Origin of the sequence: Massilia sp. ST3 (assembly GCF_018119405.1) — a bacterium.
Taxonomy (GTDB): domain Bacteria; phylum Pseudomonadota; class Gammaproteobacteria; order Burkholderiales; family Burkholderiaceae_D; genus Telluria.
In genome coordinates, this window is sequence record NZ_JAGPWC010000008.1 from 1 (window position 1) to 14682 (window position 14682).

General features: G+C 68.5%; 15 protein-coding genes and 1 pseudogene. 3 read left to right on the forward strand and 13 right to left on the reverse strand.

Annotated elements, in window-relative coordinates; all coding sequences use genetic code 11:
* The 9 genes and pseudogenes from KBW98_RS04165 to KBW98_RS04205 form a co-directional block, all read right to left on the reverse strand.
* Positions 1–446 (reverse strand): annotated as a pseudogene (locus tag KBW98_RS04165) (hypothetical protein); the annotation flags it as partial.
* 83 nt (positions 447–529) lie between these two features.
* Positions 530–1132, reverse strand: coding sequence for a DedA family protein (locus KBW98_RS04170; protein ID WP_211518874.1), 603 nt, complete (start codon positions 1130–1132; stop codon positions 530–532).
* A gap of 98 nt (positions 1133–1230) precedes the next feature.
* A complete protein-coding gene (locus KBW98_RS04175) occupies positions 1231–1662 on the reverse strand; it encodes an AraC family transcriptional regulator (protein WP_211518875.1) in 432 nt (143 codons plus the stop codon).
* Positions 1663–1798: 136 nt separating this feature from the next.
* Positions 1799–2425 carry a response regulator transcription factor gene (locus KBW98_RS04180; RefSeq protein ID WP_211518945.1) on the reverse strand — a complete coding sequence of 209 codons (627 nt, stop codon included), beginning with the start codon at positions 2423–2425 and terminating at the stop codon, positions 1799–1801.
* A gap of 6 nt (positions 2426–2431) precedes the next feature.
* Entirely contained in the window at positions 2432–2998 is a 567-nt protein-coding gene (locus KBW98_RS04185) for a TMEM175 family protein (RefSeq protein WP_211518876.1), read from the reverse strand.
* Positions 2995–3675, reverse strand: a complete 681-nt coding sequence (locus KBW98_RS04190; protein ID WP_211518877.1) for a YoaK family protein — start codon at positions 3673–3675, stop codon at positions 2995–2997. The genes KBW98_RS04185 and KBW98_RS04190 overlap by 4 nt, the downstream gene beginning before the upstream one ends.
* Position 3676: 1 nt before the next feature.
* Positions 3677–5560, reverse strand: coding sequence for an amidohydrolase (locus KBW98_RS04195; protein ID WP_211518878.1), 1884 nt, complete (start codon positions 5558–5560; stop codon positions 3677–3679).
* A 102-nt stretch (positions 5561–5662) separates the two neighbouring features.
* Positions 5663–6355: a hydrolase gene (locus tag KBW98_RS04200; RefSeq protein WP_211518879.1), complete on the reverse strand. Its 693-nt coding sequence runs from the start codon at positions 6353–6355 to the stop codon at positions 5663–5665.
* 61 nt (positions 6356–6416) lie between these two features.
* Positions 6417–6668 (reverse strand): XapX domain-containing protein, encoded by a 252-nt coding sequence (locus KBW98_RS04205; RefSeq protein ID WP_211518880.1) that lies wholly within the window; start codon positions 6666–6668, stop codon positions 6417–6419.
* A gap of 150 nt (positions 6669–6818) precedes the next feature.
* On the opposite strand from KBW98_RS04205, the gene KBW98_RS04210 reads away from it, so the two are divergent.
* Entirely contained in the window at positions 6819–7757 is a 939-nt protein-coding gene (locus tag KBW98_RS04210; RefSeq protein ID WP_211518881.1) for a LysR substrate-binding domain-containing protein, read from the forward strand.
* A 10-nt stretch (positions 7758–7767) separates the two neighbouring features.
* Here KBW98_RS04210 and KBW98_RS04215 read toward each other — a convergent pair whose 3' ends face one another.
* From KBW98_RS04215 to KBW98_RS04225, 3 genes are all read right to left on the reverse strand, one after another.
* Entirely contained in the window at positions 7768–8151 is a 384-nt protein-coding gene (locus tag KBW98_RS04215) for an OsmC family protein (RefSeq protein ID WP_211518882.1), read from the reverse strand.
* 59 nt (positions 8152–8210) lie between these two features.
* A complete protein-coding gene (locus tag KBW98_RS04220; protein ID WP_211518883.1) occupies positions 8211–8912 on the reverse strand; it encodes a pirin family protein in 702 nt (233 codons plus the stop codon).
* A 146-nt stretch (positions 8913–9058) separates the two neighbouring features.
* Positions 9059–9991 carry a LysR family transcriptional regulator gene (locus tag KBW98_RS04225; RefSeq protein WP_211518884.1) on the reverse strand — a complete coding sequence of 311 codons (933 nt, stop codon included), beginning with the start codon at positions 9989–9991 and terminating at the stop codon, positions 9059–9061.
* Positions 9992–10103: 112 nt separating this feature from the next.
* Between KBW98_RS04225 and KBW98_RS04230 the strand changes: the two genes are divergently transcribed.
* Complete coding sequence (locus KBW98_RS04230) at positions 10104–11318, forward strand: MFS transporter (RefSeq protein WP_211518885.1); 1215 nt, start codon at positions 10104–10106, stop codon at positions 11316–11318.
* 119 nt (positions 11319–11437) lie between these two features.
* The gene (locus KBW98_RS04235; protein WP_211518886.1) at positions 11438–13381 is read left to right on the forward strand and encodes a sensor domain-containing phosphodiesterase; all 1944 of its coding nucleotides are present in this window, start codon (positions 11438–11440) and stop codon (positions 13379–13381) included.
* Positions 13382–13395: 14 nt separating this feature from the next.
* Here KBW98_RS04235 and KBW98_RS04240 read toward each other — a convergent pair whose 3' ends face one another.
* Positions 13396–14652 (reverse strand): MFS transporter, encoded by a 1257-nt coding sequence (locus tag KBW98_RS04240; protein ID WP_211518887.1) that lies wholly within the window; start codon positions 14650–14652, stop codon positions 13396–13398.
* Between the last annotated feature and the right edge of the window lie 30 nt (positions 14653–14682).

Genomic DNA, 14682 nt, shown 5'->3' on the forward strand with positions numbered 1-14682 from the left:
GGCATGGCGGGCGGCGGCGCGGGCGCGGCCGGCGGCGTCTGGTCCGCCACCAGGGCAAGGGTCGATTCGACCTGGGTCTCGCCGTACAGCCACAGCCCGGCGCCGGCCAGGCCCGCCACTGCAACGGCGGCGAGCGTCCACCCGAATGCCTTGCGGCCCCAGCGCTCCATCCACGGGACTGGTTCGTCGGGCAACTGGATCGACAGGTCCGGCTGCTGACTTGCAAAAGAGAAAAGATCTGGCGGCGGCTCGGACGACGGAACCGTCAGGTCCGGCGGCGGCGCCGGCGGCAGCGGCGGCCGGGCGGGCTGCTCGACAGGCGGGCGGCGGCCGCGCCATACCTGCGGACGCGCGGCGCTACCGGGCGCGGGCCGCGTAGGCGGCGGCGCACTGCTGCGCGATCTGGGTGGCAAGGCCGGCTGGGCGTCGCCGATATCTTCCAACAACTGGTTCTTCATCTACCAACATCCGCATGCGAACATGCCGATTGTAGCCAAACCCGGAAAATGCCCGCGCCGCGCTGGCCCGCTCAGGCCTTGGCCGGCTTCCAGGTGATGACGCGGTAGACGTACCAGGCCAGCAGCAGGACCAGGATGCCTTTCGACACCGGGTCGACATAGTCGGCCACGCGCTCGTACTGGCTCTCGAGCAGGAAACCGGCGCTTGTCAGGATCGCCGTCCAGATGAGCGAACCGATGGTCGAGTACAGCAGGAACTGCCCCATCGGCATGCAGGCCAGCCCGGCCGGCACCGAGATCAGGGTGCGGATCGCCGGGATCAGGCGGCCGAACAGCACCACCTTGCGGCCGTGGCGCTCGAAGGCCTCCAGTGCATGGTCGATCTCGCCGTGGGTCACCGTCATCCAGCGGGCATGCTTATCGGCAAACTTTTCCAGGCGCTCCTTGCCGTAGATCCTGGCCGCGTAATACCAGGGCAAGGCACCCGCGATCGATCCCGCAGTCCCCGCGATCAGCACGCCGGCCACGTGGAGGTCGCCGCGGGCGGCGACGAAGCCGGCGAAGGGCATGATCAGCTCGGAAGGGATGGGCGGGAACACGTTCTCCAGCGCCATCAGGGCGAAGACGCCGAGATAGCCGCTGGATTCGAGGAATTTGGTGATGAAATCGAACATCGGGTGGCACTCCTGGTTTGGATGGCAGCCGCTACCATACCAAAAATGCACGCATGCGACCGTTCGCCATGCCCCGCCCACCTCCCTGGGCCGCTTCTCTAGGCGGCTTCGAGCGCCCACCCCTGGCGCCGGCGCCAGGCCTGCGGCGCGACGCCGATCACCTCGTGGAAGGTGCGGGTGAAGTGCGACTGGTCGCAGAAGCCGTGGTGGTGGGCGATCACGGTCAGCGGTTCGCTCGAGACCAGCATCGCCTCGCAGGCCGCCGCCAGGCGGCGCCGGATGACGTAGACACGGGGCGGCACGCCCACGCTGTGCTTGAAGGCGCGCGTGAAATGGCTGACGCTCAGGCCGAGCAGCGCGGCCAGGGTGCCGGTGCGCAGGGTGGCGCCGAGGTTGGCGTCGATGTGGGCGGTGACCCGCCGCACCTGCCAGTCGGACAGGCCGCCCGCGGGCTGGCGCGGCAAGCGCAGGCCGATCGGGCGCGTCGGCGCGAAGGGGGTGGAGGACGGGGTCGACGGGGCAAGCTGCACGGGTATCTCCGGTGTGTCTGAACGGCGCGTTCAAGACACAATGTTGATGCCCGGGGGCTTTCGTGAACAGACAAGATCGGGGCAGCCCCATCCCCCACGAAAGTGGGGGTTCGCGCTCTTCCTCTTGGGTCGCGCCTCAGATCTCGATGAAGCCGCGCTCGATGCCGATCGTTACCGCATGGGTGCGGTTGTTCGCGCCCAGCTTGTCCATGATGCTGCGCATGTGGCCCTTGACCGTGTCTTCCGACAGGCCCAGTCCTGCGCCGATCTGCTTGTTGGCGTGGCCGCGCGCGATCAGCTCCAGCACCTGCAGTTCGCGCACCGTCAGCGCTTCCTGGCCCAGGTGCTCGGCCAGCTCGGCCGCGATCTGGGGCGGAAAATACCGGTGGCCGGCCGCCAGCTGGCGCACCGCGTCCGTCAACTCCTTGCGCAGCGCGCTTTTCAGCAGGTAGCCCTGGGCCCCGGCCTTGATCGCCTGCATGGCGCGGGCGTCGCCGCGGAAGGTGGTGAGGATCGCCAGGCAGGCCTGGGGCGACTCGGCGCGGATCGCCTGGATGGTTTCCATGCCGTTGAGCCGGGGCATCTGCAGGTCGACCAGGGTCACGTCCGGCCGCAGGCTCCGGTGCAGGATCACCGCCTCCTGGCCGTCGGCCGCCTCGCCGACCACTTCCATGTCGGCCTGGCTGCCGATCACGGCGGCGATCCCTTCGCGCATCAAGGGGTGGTCGTCGGCGACCAGTACGCGGATCGGTTTGTCGTTCATCTTCACTTATGCTTCCTTTCCTTCCGACCGCGCCGGCGCCAGCCACAGGATGGCCAGCAGCACGTGGATCACGGCGCCCAGCGGCGCGTACACCAGCGACAGCAGCACCGCCAGCGCATACAGGGCGATCGACAGGCGGCTCTTGCCGCTCCGCCAGGACAGGGCCCGCACGACGCCCCTGCCCCCGCCGGCCTCCAGGGTCCAGGACAGCAAGGTGAACGAGACCGAGCACAGCAGCAGGACCACGCCGTACAGGGCCACGGGGCCCGAGGCCATCGGATTCTCGCCTGCCCATGCCGTGACGAAGGGGATCAGCGACATCCAGAACAGCAGGTGCAGGTTGGCCCACAGGACCCGCCCGTCGACCCGCGCCACGCGCTCGAACAGCGCGTGGTGGTTGACCCAGTAGATGCCCACGTAGACGTAGCTGAGGGCGTAGCGCAGCCAGCCCGGCAGCACTTCGGCCACGTGGTGCAGGTCGGCCGAGTGCGGAGGCTTCAGCTCCAGCACCATGATCGTGATGATGATGGCGATCACGCCGTCGCTGAAGGCCTCGAGCCGGTTCTTGTTCATGGAGCGCTTGGTTCGGGTAGCCACAGATGCAGGCATAGTAACGCAACCGGCACCGCCAGCGCCACGAAGCCCACCGCCAGGTAGGCGAAGGCCGCCATGGCGCAGCCCAGGGCGAAGGCCGCCACCGGCCAGAAGAACTTGCCGCAGCGCGCACGGGTGGCGGCGTCGCCCGCGCCGCGCAGCCAGTCGACGCCGTCGATCACCAGCTGGGTGACGTTCCCGGTCATCATCGAGGTCGGCGCCAGGTGGGTGAGCAGCAGCTTGCTGGCCGCGCTGTGCGCGCCCATCGCCAGGGTGCCCAGCAGGCCGGCCGCCATCGCCAGGGGGCCGGCGCTGTTCCCGACCGGCTCGGCCAGCATGCCGCAGGCCATGAAGCCCAGCAGCAGCACCAGCTGCAGCGCATAGGTCGGCTTGACCGCCGACACGCCGCGCCGCTCGCAGCCTGCCACCAGCAGGCGCGCCGCCGCCACGCCCAGGATGAAGGCCGGGAAGGCCAGCAGCTTGAGCAAGGAAGGCGTCTGCGCCGGCTCGGCCAGCGAGACCGCGATCAGGACGAAGTTGCCGGTCACGTGGGCGGTGAACAGGCCGAACAGGGCGATGAAGCCGAGGGTGTCGACATAGCCCGCCAGCAGGCCCATGCTCACGCCCTGCAGGCGCTGGAAGGAGGCGGCCCGCATGTCAGAACGCGAAGCAGCTGCAGCCCAGCGCGCCCCAGAAGCCGCCGAAGTCCGACACCGGCATATTCGAGCGCCGCGCCCGGTCGTGCTCGTGGGCGTGCACGCCGCAGGCGCCGCGGCATTGGTGGGCCAGGCTGGCGACGGCAGGCTGGGGCGCCGGTTTGCGGTAATGACCAGGCACCTTCTGCACCGGCGACCATTCCGGCAGCACCGGCAGCGGCGGCGGCCCGAGCGCCGTGAATTCGGCCGCACCGTACACGATCTTGCCGCCCACCACGGTCAGCACCGATTCGATCGACTTGATCTCCTCCTCGTCCACGCTGAAGAAGTCTGCCGAGAGCACGGCCAGGTCGGCCAGCATGCCTTCCTGGATCTTGCCTTTCTTGCCCTGTTCGTTCGAGAACCAGGCGCTGCCCGTGGTCCAGAGTTCGAGCGCGACGCTGCGCGGCAGGTGGCCGGCGCTGCCGTACAGGGGCAGCCCGCCCACGGTGCGTCCGGACACCAGCCAGTACAGCGCGGTCCAGGGGTTGTAGCTGGCCACGCGGGTGGCGTCGGTGCCGGCGCCCACCGGGACGCCGGTTTCCAGCATGCGTTTGACCGGCGGGGTGGCGCGCGCGGCCTCGGCGCCGTAGCGGTCCACGAAGTATTCGCCCTGGAAGGCCATGCGGTGCTGGATCGCGATGCCGCCGCCGAGCGCCTTCACGCGGTCGATGTTGCGCGGCGTGATGGTCTCGCAATGGTCGAACATCCAGTACAGGCCGTCGAAGGGAATGTCGCGGTCGACCTTCTCGAACACGTCCAGCATGCGCGAGATCGATTCGTCATAAGTGGCGTGCAGGCGGAAGGGCCAGCGGTTGGCGACCAGGTGGCGCACCACCTTTTCCAGTTCGTCCTCCATGCCGGCGGCCAGGTCGGGACGCGGCTCGAGGAAGTCCTCGAAGTCGGCGGCCGAGAACACCAGCATCTCGCCGGCGCCGTTGTGGCGGTAGAAGTCGCTGCCCTGCCCCGGCGTGACCATGCCGGTCCAGCGCTGGAAGTCTTCCAGCTCCTTGCCCTTGTTCTGGGTGAACAGGTTGTAGGCGATGCGGATGGTGAGCTGGTTGGCGCTCTCCAGCTCCTCGATGACGGCATAGTCCTCGGGATAGTTCTGGAAGCCGCCGCCGGCGTCGATCGCGCTGGTCAGGCCCAGGCGGTTCAGCTCGCGCATGAACTGGCGGGTCGAGTTCACCTGCAGCTCGCGCGGCAGGGTCGGGCCCTTGGCCAGGGTGGCGTACAGGATCATCGCGTTGGGACGGGCGATCAGCATGCCGGTGGGGTTGCCAGCGGCATCAACCTGGATCTCGCCGCCCGGCGGATTCGGGGTGTCCCTGGTGTAGCCCACCGCACGCAGGGCCGCGCGGTTGAGCAGCGCGCGGTCGTACAGGTGCAGGATGAAGACCGGGGTATCCGGCGCGGCGGCGTTGATTTCGTCCAGGGTCGGCATGCGGCGTTCGGCGAACTGGAATTCGTTCCAGCCGCCCACCACGCGCACCCACTGGGGATGCGGGGTGCGCGCAGCCTGGTCCTTCAGCATGCGCAGCGCATCGGCCAGCGACGGCACGCCTTCCCAGCGCAGCTCCAGGTTGTAGTTCAGGCCGCCGCGGATCAGGTGCAGGTGCGAGTCGTTCAGGCCCGGGATCACGGTGCGGCCGTTCAGGTCGATGACCTGGCTGCCTTCGCTGCGGTGGCGCATGACGTCGTCGGTATCGCCCACGGCCAGGAAACGGCCGTCGCGGATCGCGACCGCGCTGGCCTGGGGCTGGCTCTTGTCCACCGTGTGGAAGCAACCGTTGAAGAGGATGAGCGCGGGCGAGGTGTCCTGGCCCTGGGTCGGCTGTGTTGGCATGATCTTGTACTCCTGGAGGCGCCGGACGCCATGGGCTGGCGCCGGCGGGTTGATGCGTGCCGGCCCGCGCGCCTGGCGCGGGCCGGGTTCAGGCTGCGGCGCTCAGCGCACCGGTGCGGGGACCGGAGCCAGTACTTCGTTCCGGCCCTGGTTGCGGGCCGCGGCCTTGTGCACCATGGTGTAGGCGTAGTCCACGCCCATGCCGTAGGCGCCCGAGTGCTCGGTGACGATCTTCATCACGGCCTCGTAGGTGTCGCGGTGCGCCCAGTCGCGCTGCCATTCGAGCAGCACCTGCTGCCAGGTCACCGGCACGGCGCCGGCCTGCACCATGCGCTGCATGGCGAAGTCGTGCGCATCCTTCGAGGTGCCGCCCGAGGCGTCGGCCACCATGTAGATTTCGTAGTCGCCTTCCAGCATGGCGCACAGGGCGAAGGTGGTGTTGCAGACTTCGGTCCACAGGCCGGCCACGATCACCTTCTTGCGGCCGTTCTCCTTCAGTGCGTCGCGGACCTTCTGGTCGTCCCAGGAATTCATCGAGCTGCGTTCCAGGATTTTATGATCCGGGAACACGTCCAGGATCTCCGGATAGGTCTTGCCCGAGAACGAATCGGTTTCGACCGTGGTGATCACGGTCGGGATGTTGAAGGCCTTGGCCGCCTTGGCCAGGCCGACCACGTTGTTCTTCAGGGTCTGGCGGTCGATCGACTGCACGCCGAAGGCCATCTGCGGCTGGTGGTCGATGATGATCAGCTGCGAGTTCTGCGGGGTCAGGACTTCGAGTTTTGGATTGCTCATGATGTCTCTCCTTCTGGTCAAGTAAGGGCCGGGGCGTGACCGCGGCCGTGGGAAATAGGGTTCAGCTATGCTGCTGCGGCTCGTCGGCCTTCGGCGTAACACCGGTGATCTTCGGCTGGCATTCCTGGGCGAACCAGGCTGCGCTCAGCGGCGCGCCCTCGATCAGGCGCTTGGCCACCGGCACCACCTGCTCGCCGATCAGCATGCCCAGCAGGCCGACCAGGGCAATGGCGGGCGGCGCCGGCGAGCGCACGTTGAGAAAACCGTACAGGAGGCCGGCGAGGATGCCGGCGCCTAATGAAATCAGGTACATCGTCCGCTCCTTTGCTTGTCGGCGCCGCAGGCCGGCGCCACCTGTTACCAGTATCGTCACCCGGACGTCCCGGCGCTAGAATCAGATTGCTCTTTTCGCCGGCCGGCCAAAGCCGCTACCATGTCGGGACCGCCACCACAGGACAGCCCCTTGCTCAAGCTCAGCCTCGACGCCCTCCAGATCATCGAAACCATTGCCCGCAAGGGCTCCTTCGCCAGCGCGGCCAAGGAACTGTTCCGCGTGCCCTCGACCATTTCCTACACCGTGTCCAAGCTCGAGGACGACCTGGGCGTGCGCCTGTTCGACCGCTTCGGCCCCAAGGTGGCCCTGACGCCGGCCGGCCGCGAACTGCTCAAGGAAGGCCGCTACCTGCTCAAGGCGGCGGGCGACCTCGAATCCCGCGTGCGGCGCGTGGCCTCGGGCTGGGAAACCGAGATCGCGCTGGGCATGGACTCGATGCTCTCGGCCGCCGGCCTGGAGCCCGACATCGCCGCCTTCTACGGGGTGGCCGACCAGACCCGGCTGCGCATCGTGCGCGAGTCCCTGTCGGGCACCTGGGACGCCCTGCTCGACCGCCGCGTCGACCTGCTGGTCGGCGCCGCCGGCGAAGGCCCTTCCGGCGGCGGCTACACCCTCGAACCGATCGGCAGCAGCCGCTTCGTGTTCGCCGTCGCGCCCTGCCACCCGCTGGCCTCGGCCGACGGTCCGCTCGACAAGGCCGACCTGCTGCCGCACCGCGCGGTCTCGGTGTCGGACTCGGCGCGCCTGCTGGGCGCACGCACCGTCGGCCTGCTGTTCGGCCAGGACACCCTGGCCGTGCCCGACATGATCACCAAGTACGAATTCCAGGTGCGCGGCCTCGGCTTCGGCTTCCTGCCCGAGGCCTGGGCCCGGCCCGCCATCGGCAAAGGACTGCTGGTCGAGAAACAGGTGGTCGAACCCAAGGCCGAGGAAACCTTCTACCTGGCCTGGCGCAGCGGCGAGGACGGCGCCGCGCTCAGGTGGTGGATCGACCGGGTGCGCAGCAGCTCGCCCTTCGCCCGCATGATCGCCGAACCCTGCGGGGCCACGCTCACCGGGCTGGGCTGAGCGGCACATCTCACACCGCCTCGGTCTCGATGCGGATCACGCCCGACAAGGTCTTGTGCACCGGGCATTTGTTGGCGATGTCGGTCAGGCGCTGCTTGTCTTCGTCGCCCAGGGCGCCCACGTACTCGATGTGGCGCTTGAACAGGTAGGCGCCGTCCTGCTGGCCGTGGTCGATGCGCACCCGGATGTCGTCGAGCGCCATGCCTTTGCGCGCCGCGTACAGCTTGACGGTGAGCGCGGTGCAGGCGGCCAGCGCGGCGGCCAGGATGTCGTGCGGTTCCGGGCCGCTGTCTTCCCCCCCGAGCGCCTCGGGGATGTCGGTCAGCAGCTGGTGCCTCCCGATCTGGATCACGTGCTGCATCTTTCCCTTACCGCGTGCGGCTGTCACTTGCATGGCTTGCTCCCTGTTCTGTTGCTGAGGTGAAGGCCGCCCCGTCGGGGGCGGCACGTGGCTTACTGCGGCAGGTCGAACACCAGCACTTCGGCGGCTTCGGCCTGCTCCAGGGTGACCAGGTCTTCCGCGGTCACTTTCAGGGCGTCGCCGCCATTGAGCGCCACGCCGTTGGCGGTGACGCTGCCGCGCACCACATGGACGTAGGCCTGGCGTCCCGCGGCCAGCTGGTGGCTGACCGCATCGGCGCCGTTCAGGATGGTGGCGTAGATCGATGCGTCCTGGCGCATCGAGACCGAGCCTTCGCGGCCGTCGGCCGATGCGATCAGGCGCAGGCGGCCGGTCTTCGACGCCGTATCGAAATGCTTCTCTTCGTAGCCGGGCGCTTCGCCGACCGTATTCGGCTCGATCCAGATCTGCAGGAAATGCACCCCTTCGGTTTTCGAGTGGTTGTACTCGCTGTGCACCACCCCGCTGCCCGCGCTCATGCGCTGGACGTCGCCGTAGCGCAGCACCGACCCGTTGCCCATGCTGTCCTTGTGCTCCAGGGCGCCATCCAGCACATAGGAGATGATCTCCATGTTGCGGTGGCCATGGGAATCGAAGCCGCGGCCGGGCTGCACGTGGTCTTCATTGATCACCCGCAGCGGGCCGAAACCCATGTGCTTTGGGTCGTGGTAGTGACCGAAAGAGAAGGTGTGACGGGATTTCAGCCAGCCGAAGCTTGCGGCGCCGCGATCGTTGCTTTTACGTACGTCCAACATGGTGTGCTCCTTTCGTGATTGGGAATCATCAAACGCTTCGACGGTAGGCACTGTGTTTTACTGCGCTTCGCCGCGTCGTGTTCGATGCGATGGAGTCATTATGCGCGTCCGCCACCAGGATAAAAAACGGATAATTTGCCGCCCTATCATCGAAATTTTCGATCATCCTCCAAGGCAAGATCCCGGTCCTCGGCGAACAGCCCCGCAAGCCAGTGGGCGAAGACTTGCAGGCGCGGACTGGCCATGCGGCCGCGCGGATACAGCAGCGAGACTGGCATCGAGGTCGGCCGTACACCCGGCAGCACCTCGACCAGCTCTCCGCTCTCGAGGTGGCGGCGCGCCTGGTAGCGCCCCAGCTGGGCCAGGCCCAGGCCCTGCAGCGCGCAGCACAGGTTGGCCTCGGCGTCGTTGATGGCCAGCGCGCCGCCGACCGCCACCTTGCGCGTGCCGTCCGGCGTATCCAGCTCCCAGTCGAAGGGGCGGCCGGTGCGGCCCGAGAAATGCACGATGCCTTCGTGAGCCGCCAGGTCTTCCACCCCGGCCGGCTTGCCGCGCCGCGCCAGATAGCCGGGGGCGGCCGCCAGCACGAAGCGCATGCAGCCCAGCGGCCGGGCAATGAGCGCGGAGTCCTGCAGCGCGCCCACGCGAACCGCGCAATCGATGCCCTCCTGGGTCAGGTCGACCAGGCGGTCGCTCAGGCTGATGCTGAGTGCGAGCTCCGGATAGGCCGCGCGGAAGGCGGCGATGCGCGGCAGGACGAGGGCGCGCCCCAGGCTGCCCGGCAGGTCGATGCGCAGCTTGCCATGCAGCGGGCGCGCCGATTCGCCCAGGAAGTCGGCTTCGGCCGCCTCGATCGCGGCCAGGATGTCGGCGCACTGGCGATAGTAGCGCTCGCCTTCGGGCGTCAGCGACAGGCGGCGCGTGGTCCGCTGCAGCAGCTGGGCGCCCAGGTAGCCTTCCAGGTTCTTGATCGCGGCGCTGAGGGCGGCGCGCGGGAGGTTCAGGGTCTCGGCGGCTTTCGAGAAGCTGTTGGCCTCGACGATCCGCACGAAGGCCTGCATCGCCTTGACTTTGTCCATGATTGTTCAGAAAAAATGACATGTATGGATGCATTATGCCCAGATTATCTTTACCTCATCCCTCCCTACAATGGCCCATACCGTCACGCACCCATACGAACTGGAGCCCCGCATGTCTTCAACCACGCCCGAAACGCCCACGCGCGCCATGGTCTTCCTGCTGGCCGGCGCCGCCGGCATCATCGTCGCCAACCTTTATTACGCCCAGCCGCTGGTTGGCCTGATCAGCGCCGCCATCGGCATGCCGGCGTCCGCCGCCGGCCTGGTCGTCACCCTGACCCAGGCCGGCTATGCCTTCGGCCTGCTGTTCGTGGTGCCGCTGGGCGACCTGCTGGAGAACCGCCGCCTGGTCGTGTGCGGCCTGCTGGCTACGGGCGCGGCGCTGGTGCTGGCCGCCACCGCCGGAAGCGCTTGGCAGTTCCTGCTGGCGGCCCTCGGCATCGGGTTGGGCGCCGTGGTGGCCCAGGTACTGGTGCCCTTCGCGGCCCACCTGGCGCCAGAAGCCGTGCGCGGCCGCGTTGTCGGCCAGGTCGTCAGCGGCCTGCTGCTCGGGATCATGGTCGCCCGCCCCGCCGCCAGCCTGCTGGCTGGCGTGGCCGGCTGGCAGTCCGTGTTCGGCATCGCCGCCGTGCTGGTGCTGCTGCTGGCCGCCGTGCTGCGCGCCAGGCTGCCCGAACGCCGGCCGGCCGCGACGCTGCCCTACCGCGCCCTGATCGCCTCGCTCTGGACCGTGCTGCGCACGACCCCGGTGCTGCGCCGCCGTGCGCTCTACCACGCCGGCCTGTTCGGCGCCTTCAGCCTGTTCTGGACCGTGGCCCCGCTGGCGCTGGCCGGCCCCGCATTCGGCCTGAGCCAGGCAGGGATCGCCGTGTTCGCCCTGGTCGGCATGGCGGGCGCCGTGGCATCGCCCATCGCCGGCCGCCTGGCTGACGCCGGACACACCCTGCCGGCCACCGGCGCGGCACTGGCGCTCGGCGCCGCCAGCTTCGCCTTGCCCCTGCTGGCGCCCGCCTCCCTGCCGCACTGGCTGGCGCTGGGGCTGCTGGCCATGGCCGCGATCGTGCTCGACGCCGCCGTCGCCGCCAACCTGGTGCTCGGCCAGCGCGTCCTGTTCGCCCTGGGCGCCGACCTGCGCAGCCGCCTCAACGGCCTGTACTTCGCCCTGTTCTTCCTCGGCGGCGCGCTGGGTTCCGGCGCGGGCGGCTGGCTGTACGCGCGCCATGGCTGGCATGCGGCCCTGATGGCCGGCATGGCCTTGCCGCTGGCCGGACTCGCGGCCTGGGTGGGCGAGTACCTGCGCCATGGCGCCGCGCGCCAGGCGGCGTGAGCCCGGCGGCCGGACCGCCGGCGCCAGGGGCGCGCACAGCAGGACGGCGTTTGCAAATGTCCGGCACATCTGGCGTAATGCGTCCAATGCCCGCTGGACGGGCGGCATGGAATTACCTCATGGAAAAACCGCGTATTCCGCCAGAAGAAGCCCACCGCATTGCGTCGCTCCACGCGACCAGCCTGCTCGGGACCGGTCCCGAGGAAGCCTTCGACCGCATCACCCGCCTCACCGCGCGCCTGCTGATGGTGCCGATGGCCGTCATCTCGCTGGTCGGCAAGGACACCCAGTGGTTCAAGTCCCGCACTGGCACGGATCTGCAGCAGACCCCGCGCGACGTCTCGTTCTGCGGCCATGCGATCCTGACCGACGAACCGCTGGTGGTGCCCGACGCCGCCATTGACCCCCGTTTCTCGGATAACCCGCTGGTGGTCGGCGGTCCCGGCATCCGTTTCTATGCCGGGGTGCAGCTGCATTCGGTCGACCGCATGAAACTCGGCACCCTGTGCATCATGGACCACAAGCCGCGCACCCTGAGCGGCGAGGAGCTGGAAGACCTGCGCGAGCTGGCCCACCTGGTGGAACAGCAGATCTACCACCGCCAGCTGGCGCAAGCGGCCCAGGCCCTGCAGCAGGAGCTGGAGGCCGGCCCGGCCGGGATGAACTTGCCGGCGGCGGGCCAGGTCGCCTATTTGCTGAACCACGACATGCTGACCGGCCTGGCCAACCGCCCGGCCCTGGTACGGGCGATCCAGAACGGCATCGCGGGCTGGCGCGAGCGCGGCGAGCACGCCATCGTCGCCTGCATCAACCTGGACCGCTTCAAGCGCCTCAACGAGCTGCTCGGCCACCGCGCCGGCGACGAGGCGCTTGTCGCGATCACCCGCAGCCTGCAGGACAACCTGCGCGACGGCGACATGCTGGCGCGCGCGGGCAGCGACGAATTCATCGTGCTGCTGGGCGATGTGGCCGACAATCCGGGCAACAGCGCGGACAACAGCGCGGGCGAGGACACCCGGGCGCGCGCCCTGCTGGAGCGCCTGCTGAACGCGGTGAACCGGCAGATCATCTCGGGCGGGAACGAGATCGCCCTGACCTGCAGCATCGGCTACGCGCGCTATCCGGACAACGGCGAGGACGCCGACGCCCTGCTCACCAGTGCGGCGCTGGCGATGCGCTACGCGAAATCGCTGGGCGGCGGGGCCATCCACCAGTTCTCGAACGCGCTGCGGCGCGAACAGGGCCGCCGCCTGACCTTGGAGAGCCACCTGCGCCGCGCCGCCGAGCACAATGAGCTCTATTTGACCTACCAGCCCAAGATCTGCCTGCGCAGCAGCGGCATCGCCGGCTTCGAGGCCCTGGTCTGCTGGCAGCATCCGGAATATGGCCTGATCCGGCCCGACGAATTCATCCCGATCGCCGAGGAAACCGGCCTGATCGTGGCCATCGGCGAATGGGCGCTGCGCACCGCCGTGTCCCAGCTGGCGGCCTGGCGCGAGGAAGGCCTGCCGCCGATCCCCGTGGCCGTCAACCTGTCGGCGCGCCAGTTCCTGCAGACCGACGTGGTGACCCTGGTGGACGAGCTGCTGCGTGCGTCCACGGTGGAGCCGCGCACCCTGGAGTTGGAGCTGACGGAATCGGTATCGATGACCGACCCGGGGGCGAGCGCCTCCATCATGCGGCGCCTGCGCGAACTGGGCGTCACCCTCAGCATCGACGACTTCGGCACCGGCTACTCGAGCTTCTCTTACCTCAAGCGCCTGCCGATCGACAAGCTCAAGATCGACAAGTCCTTCATCACCGACATGACGCAGAGCGCTGAGTCGCTGGCCATCGTGCAGGCCATCGTGGCCATGGCCCACCGCCTGCACCTGGTGGTGGTGGCCGAAGGGGTGGAAACGGCGGACCAGGTGGCGGCCCTGCGCAAGGCCGAGTGCGACCAGATCCAGGGCTATTACTATTCGCGCGCCTTGCGCGCCGCCGATACCGCGGCCTATATCCGTACCCAGGGCGCCGCGCCCGCGCCCGCCGCGCGGGAGCACAAGGACGCGGCGGCGGCCTGAGCCCTTTGGGCCTCTCAGGCCACCTGCGGGCCGGCCACGCCGGCGGCGCTGCGCTCGACCTGGCGCCGGAAGAAGAACAGGCCCACCAGCACCAGCGCGATCGGGACCAGGGTCAGGTAGAAGGCGAACTGGCCGTCGTAGCGCCCGAACACATAGCCCGTCACCATCGAGCCGGTGGTGCCGCCCAGCGCCGAGAAGATCACCAGCAGCCCGGTCATCGGCGCATGCTGGTGCTTGGGCAGGGAGCTGAGCATCACCGAGTTGATGCCCGGGTAGATCGGCGCCATGAACAGGCCGATCAGCGGGAACACGAAGGCCGCCAGCGGCGCGCTGGCCCAGCTCACGTTCGGGTCATGCGCCACGCCGTGGCTGAGCGGCAGCGCCAGCAGCACGACCGCGCCCATCGCCAGCACGCAGCCCACCATCACCGGGAACCAGTTCAGGCGGCGCATGATGAAGCCGGCCGACAGGCGCCCGACCGCCAGGCAGAAGGCGTAGATGCTGGTCACCTGCACGCTCATCGCTGCCGGCAGCTTGAGGATCTCGTTGTTGAAAGTCGGCAGCCAGGTGCCCACGCTCTGCTCGATCAGCACGTAGAGGAAGGCGGTCAGCACGAACACGCAGACCAGCGGCCGAAAGAACAGGCGCAGCATCTCCATGAAGTCGTGGACCGGGCCGCGGCTGGCGGGCGGCGCCGCCTCGCGCTCGTCGAAGCGGGTGAACAGCACCAGCACGAAGGTCAGCGCGCACAGGGCGGACAGCACCCAGTAGACGTTCAGCCAGCTGGTCGAGGCCGGGTTCGCCGAATCGATGAACCAGCCGAAGATCCAGTAGGCCGACAGCACGCCGACCATGAAGAAGCCTTCGAGGGTGTTCATGATGCCCGCGTGCTGCTTGCGGTCCTGGGCCACCAGGCCCACGGTGGTGTAGACCGACACCTTGACCAGGGCGAAGGCCACGCCCACGCACAGGAACAGCAGCTTGGCGGTGCCGAAGGCGGGCAGCAGCGGCATGGCCAGGCAGGCGACTGCGACAATCGCCAGGGCCAGCAGCATCGCCTTCTTGTAGCCGAAGCGCGGCAGGCTGGAGGCGACCAGGAAGGACACGATCGCGATCGGCAAGTCCTTGAAGCCTTCCAGCACGCTGGCCGAGGACTTGTCGACCCCGTAGTTGTTGATCACCTGCAGGATCACCGTGCCCACGCTGTTGAGCAGGATGGCGAACACGAAGTAGATCAGGAAAAGTGCGAGCAGTATGCGGCGTTGGTTCACGCTGTCTCCTAGTAGTGGTTATTATCGCGT

What these genes read in the sequence shown, in the direction of transcription:
- KBW98_RS04220 (WP_211518883.1), bottom strand. Translation starts at nt 8,912, where the DNA reads ATGTTGGACGTACGTAAAAGCAACGATCGCGGCGCCGCAAGCTTCGGC.
- KBW98_RS04215 (WP_211518882.1), bottom strand. Translation starts at nt 8,151, where the DNA reads ATGCAAGTGACAGCCGCACGCGGTAAGGGAAAGATGCAGCACGTGATC.
- KBW98_RS04200 (WP_211518879.1), bottom strand. Translation starts at nt 6,355, where the DNA reads ATGAGCAATCCAAAACTCGAAGTCCTGACCCCGCAGAACTCGCAGCTG.
- KBW98_RS04190 (WP_211518877.1), bottom strand. Translation starts at nt 3,675, where the DNA reads ATGCGGGCCGCCTCCTTCCAGCGCCTGCAGGGCGTGAGCATGGGCCTG.
- KBW98_RS04230 (WP_211518885.1), top strand. Translation starts at nt 10,104, where the DNA reads ATGTCTTCAACCACGCCCGAAACGCCCACGCGCGCCATGGTCTTCCTG.
- KBW98_RS04185 (WP_211518876.1), bottom strand. Translation starts at nt 2,998, where the DNA reads ATGAACAAGAACCGGCTCGAGGCCTTCAGCGACGGCGTGATCGCCATC.
- KBW98_RS04205 (WP_211518880.1), bottom strand. Translation starts at nt 6,668, where the DNA reads ATGTACCTGATTTCATTAGGCGCCGGCATCCTCGCCGGCCTCCTGTAC.
- KBW98_RS04225 (WP_211518884.1), bottom strand. Translation starts at nt 9,991, where the DNA reads ATGGACAAAGTCAAGGCGATGCAGGCCTTCGTGCGGATCGTCGAGGCC.
- KBW98_RS04180 (WP_211518945.1), bottom strand. Translation starts at nt 2,425, where the DNA reads ATGAACGACAAACCGATCCGCGTACTGGTCGCCGACGACCACCCCTTG.
- KBW98_RS04195 (WP_211518878.1), bottom strand. Translation starts at nt 5,560, where the DNA reads ATGCCAACACAGCCGACCCAGGGCCAGGACACCTCGCCCGCGCTCATC.
- KBW98_RS04235 (WP_211518886.1), top strand. Translation starts at nt 11,438, where the DNA reads ATGGAAAAACCGCGTATTCCGCCAGAAGAAGCCCACCGCATTGCGTCG.
- KBW98_RS04170 (WP_211518874.1), bottom strand. Translation starts at nt 1,132, where the DNA reads ATGTTCGATTTCATCACCAAATTCCTCGAATCCAGCGGCTATCTCGGC.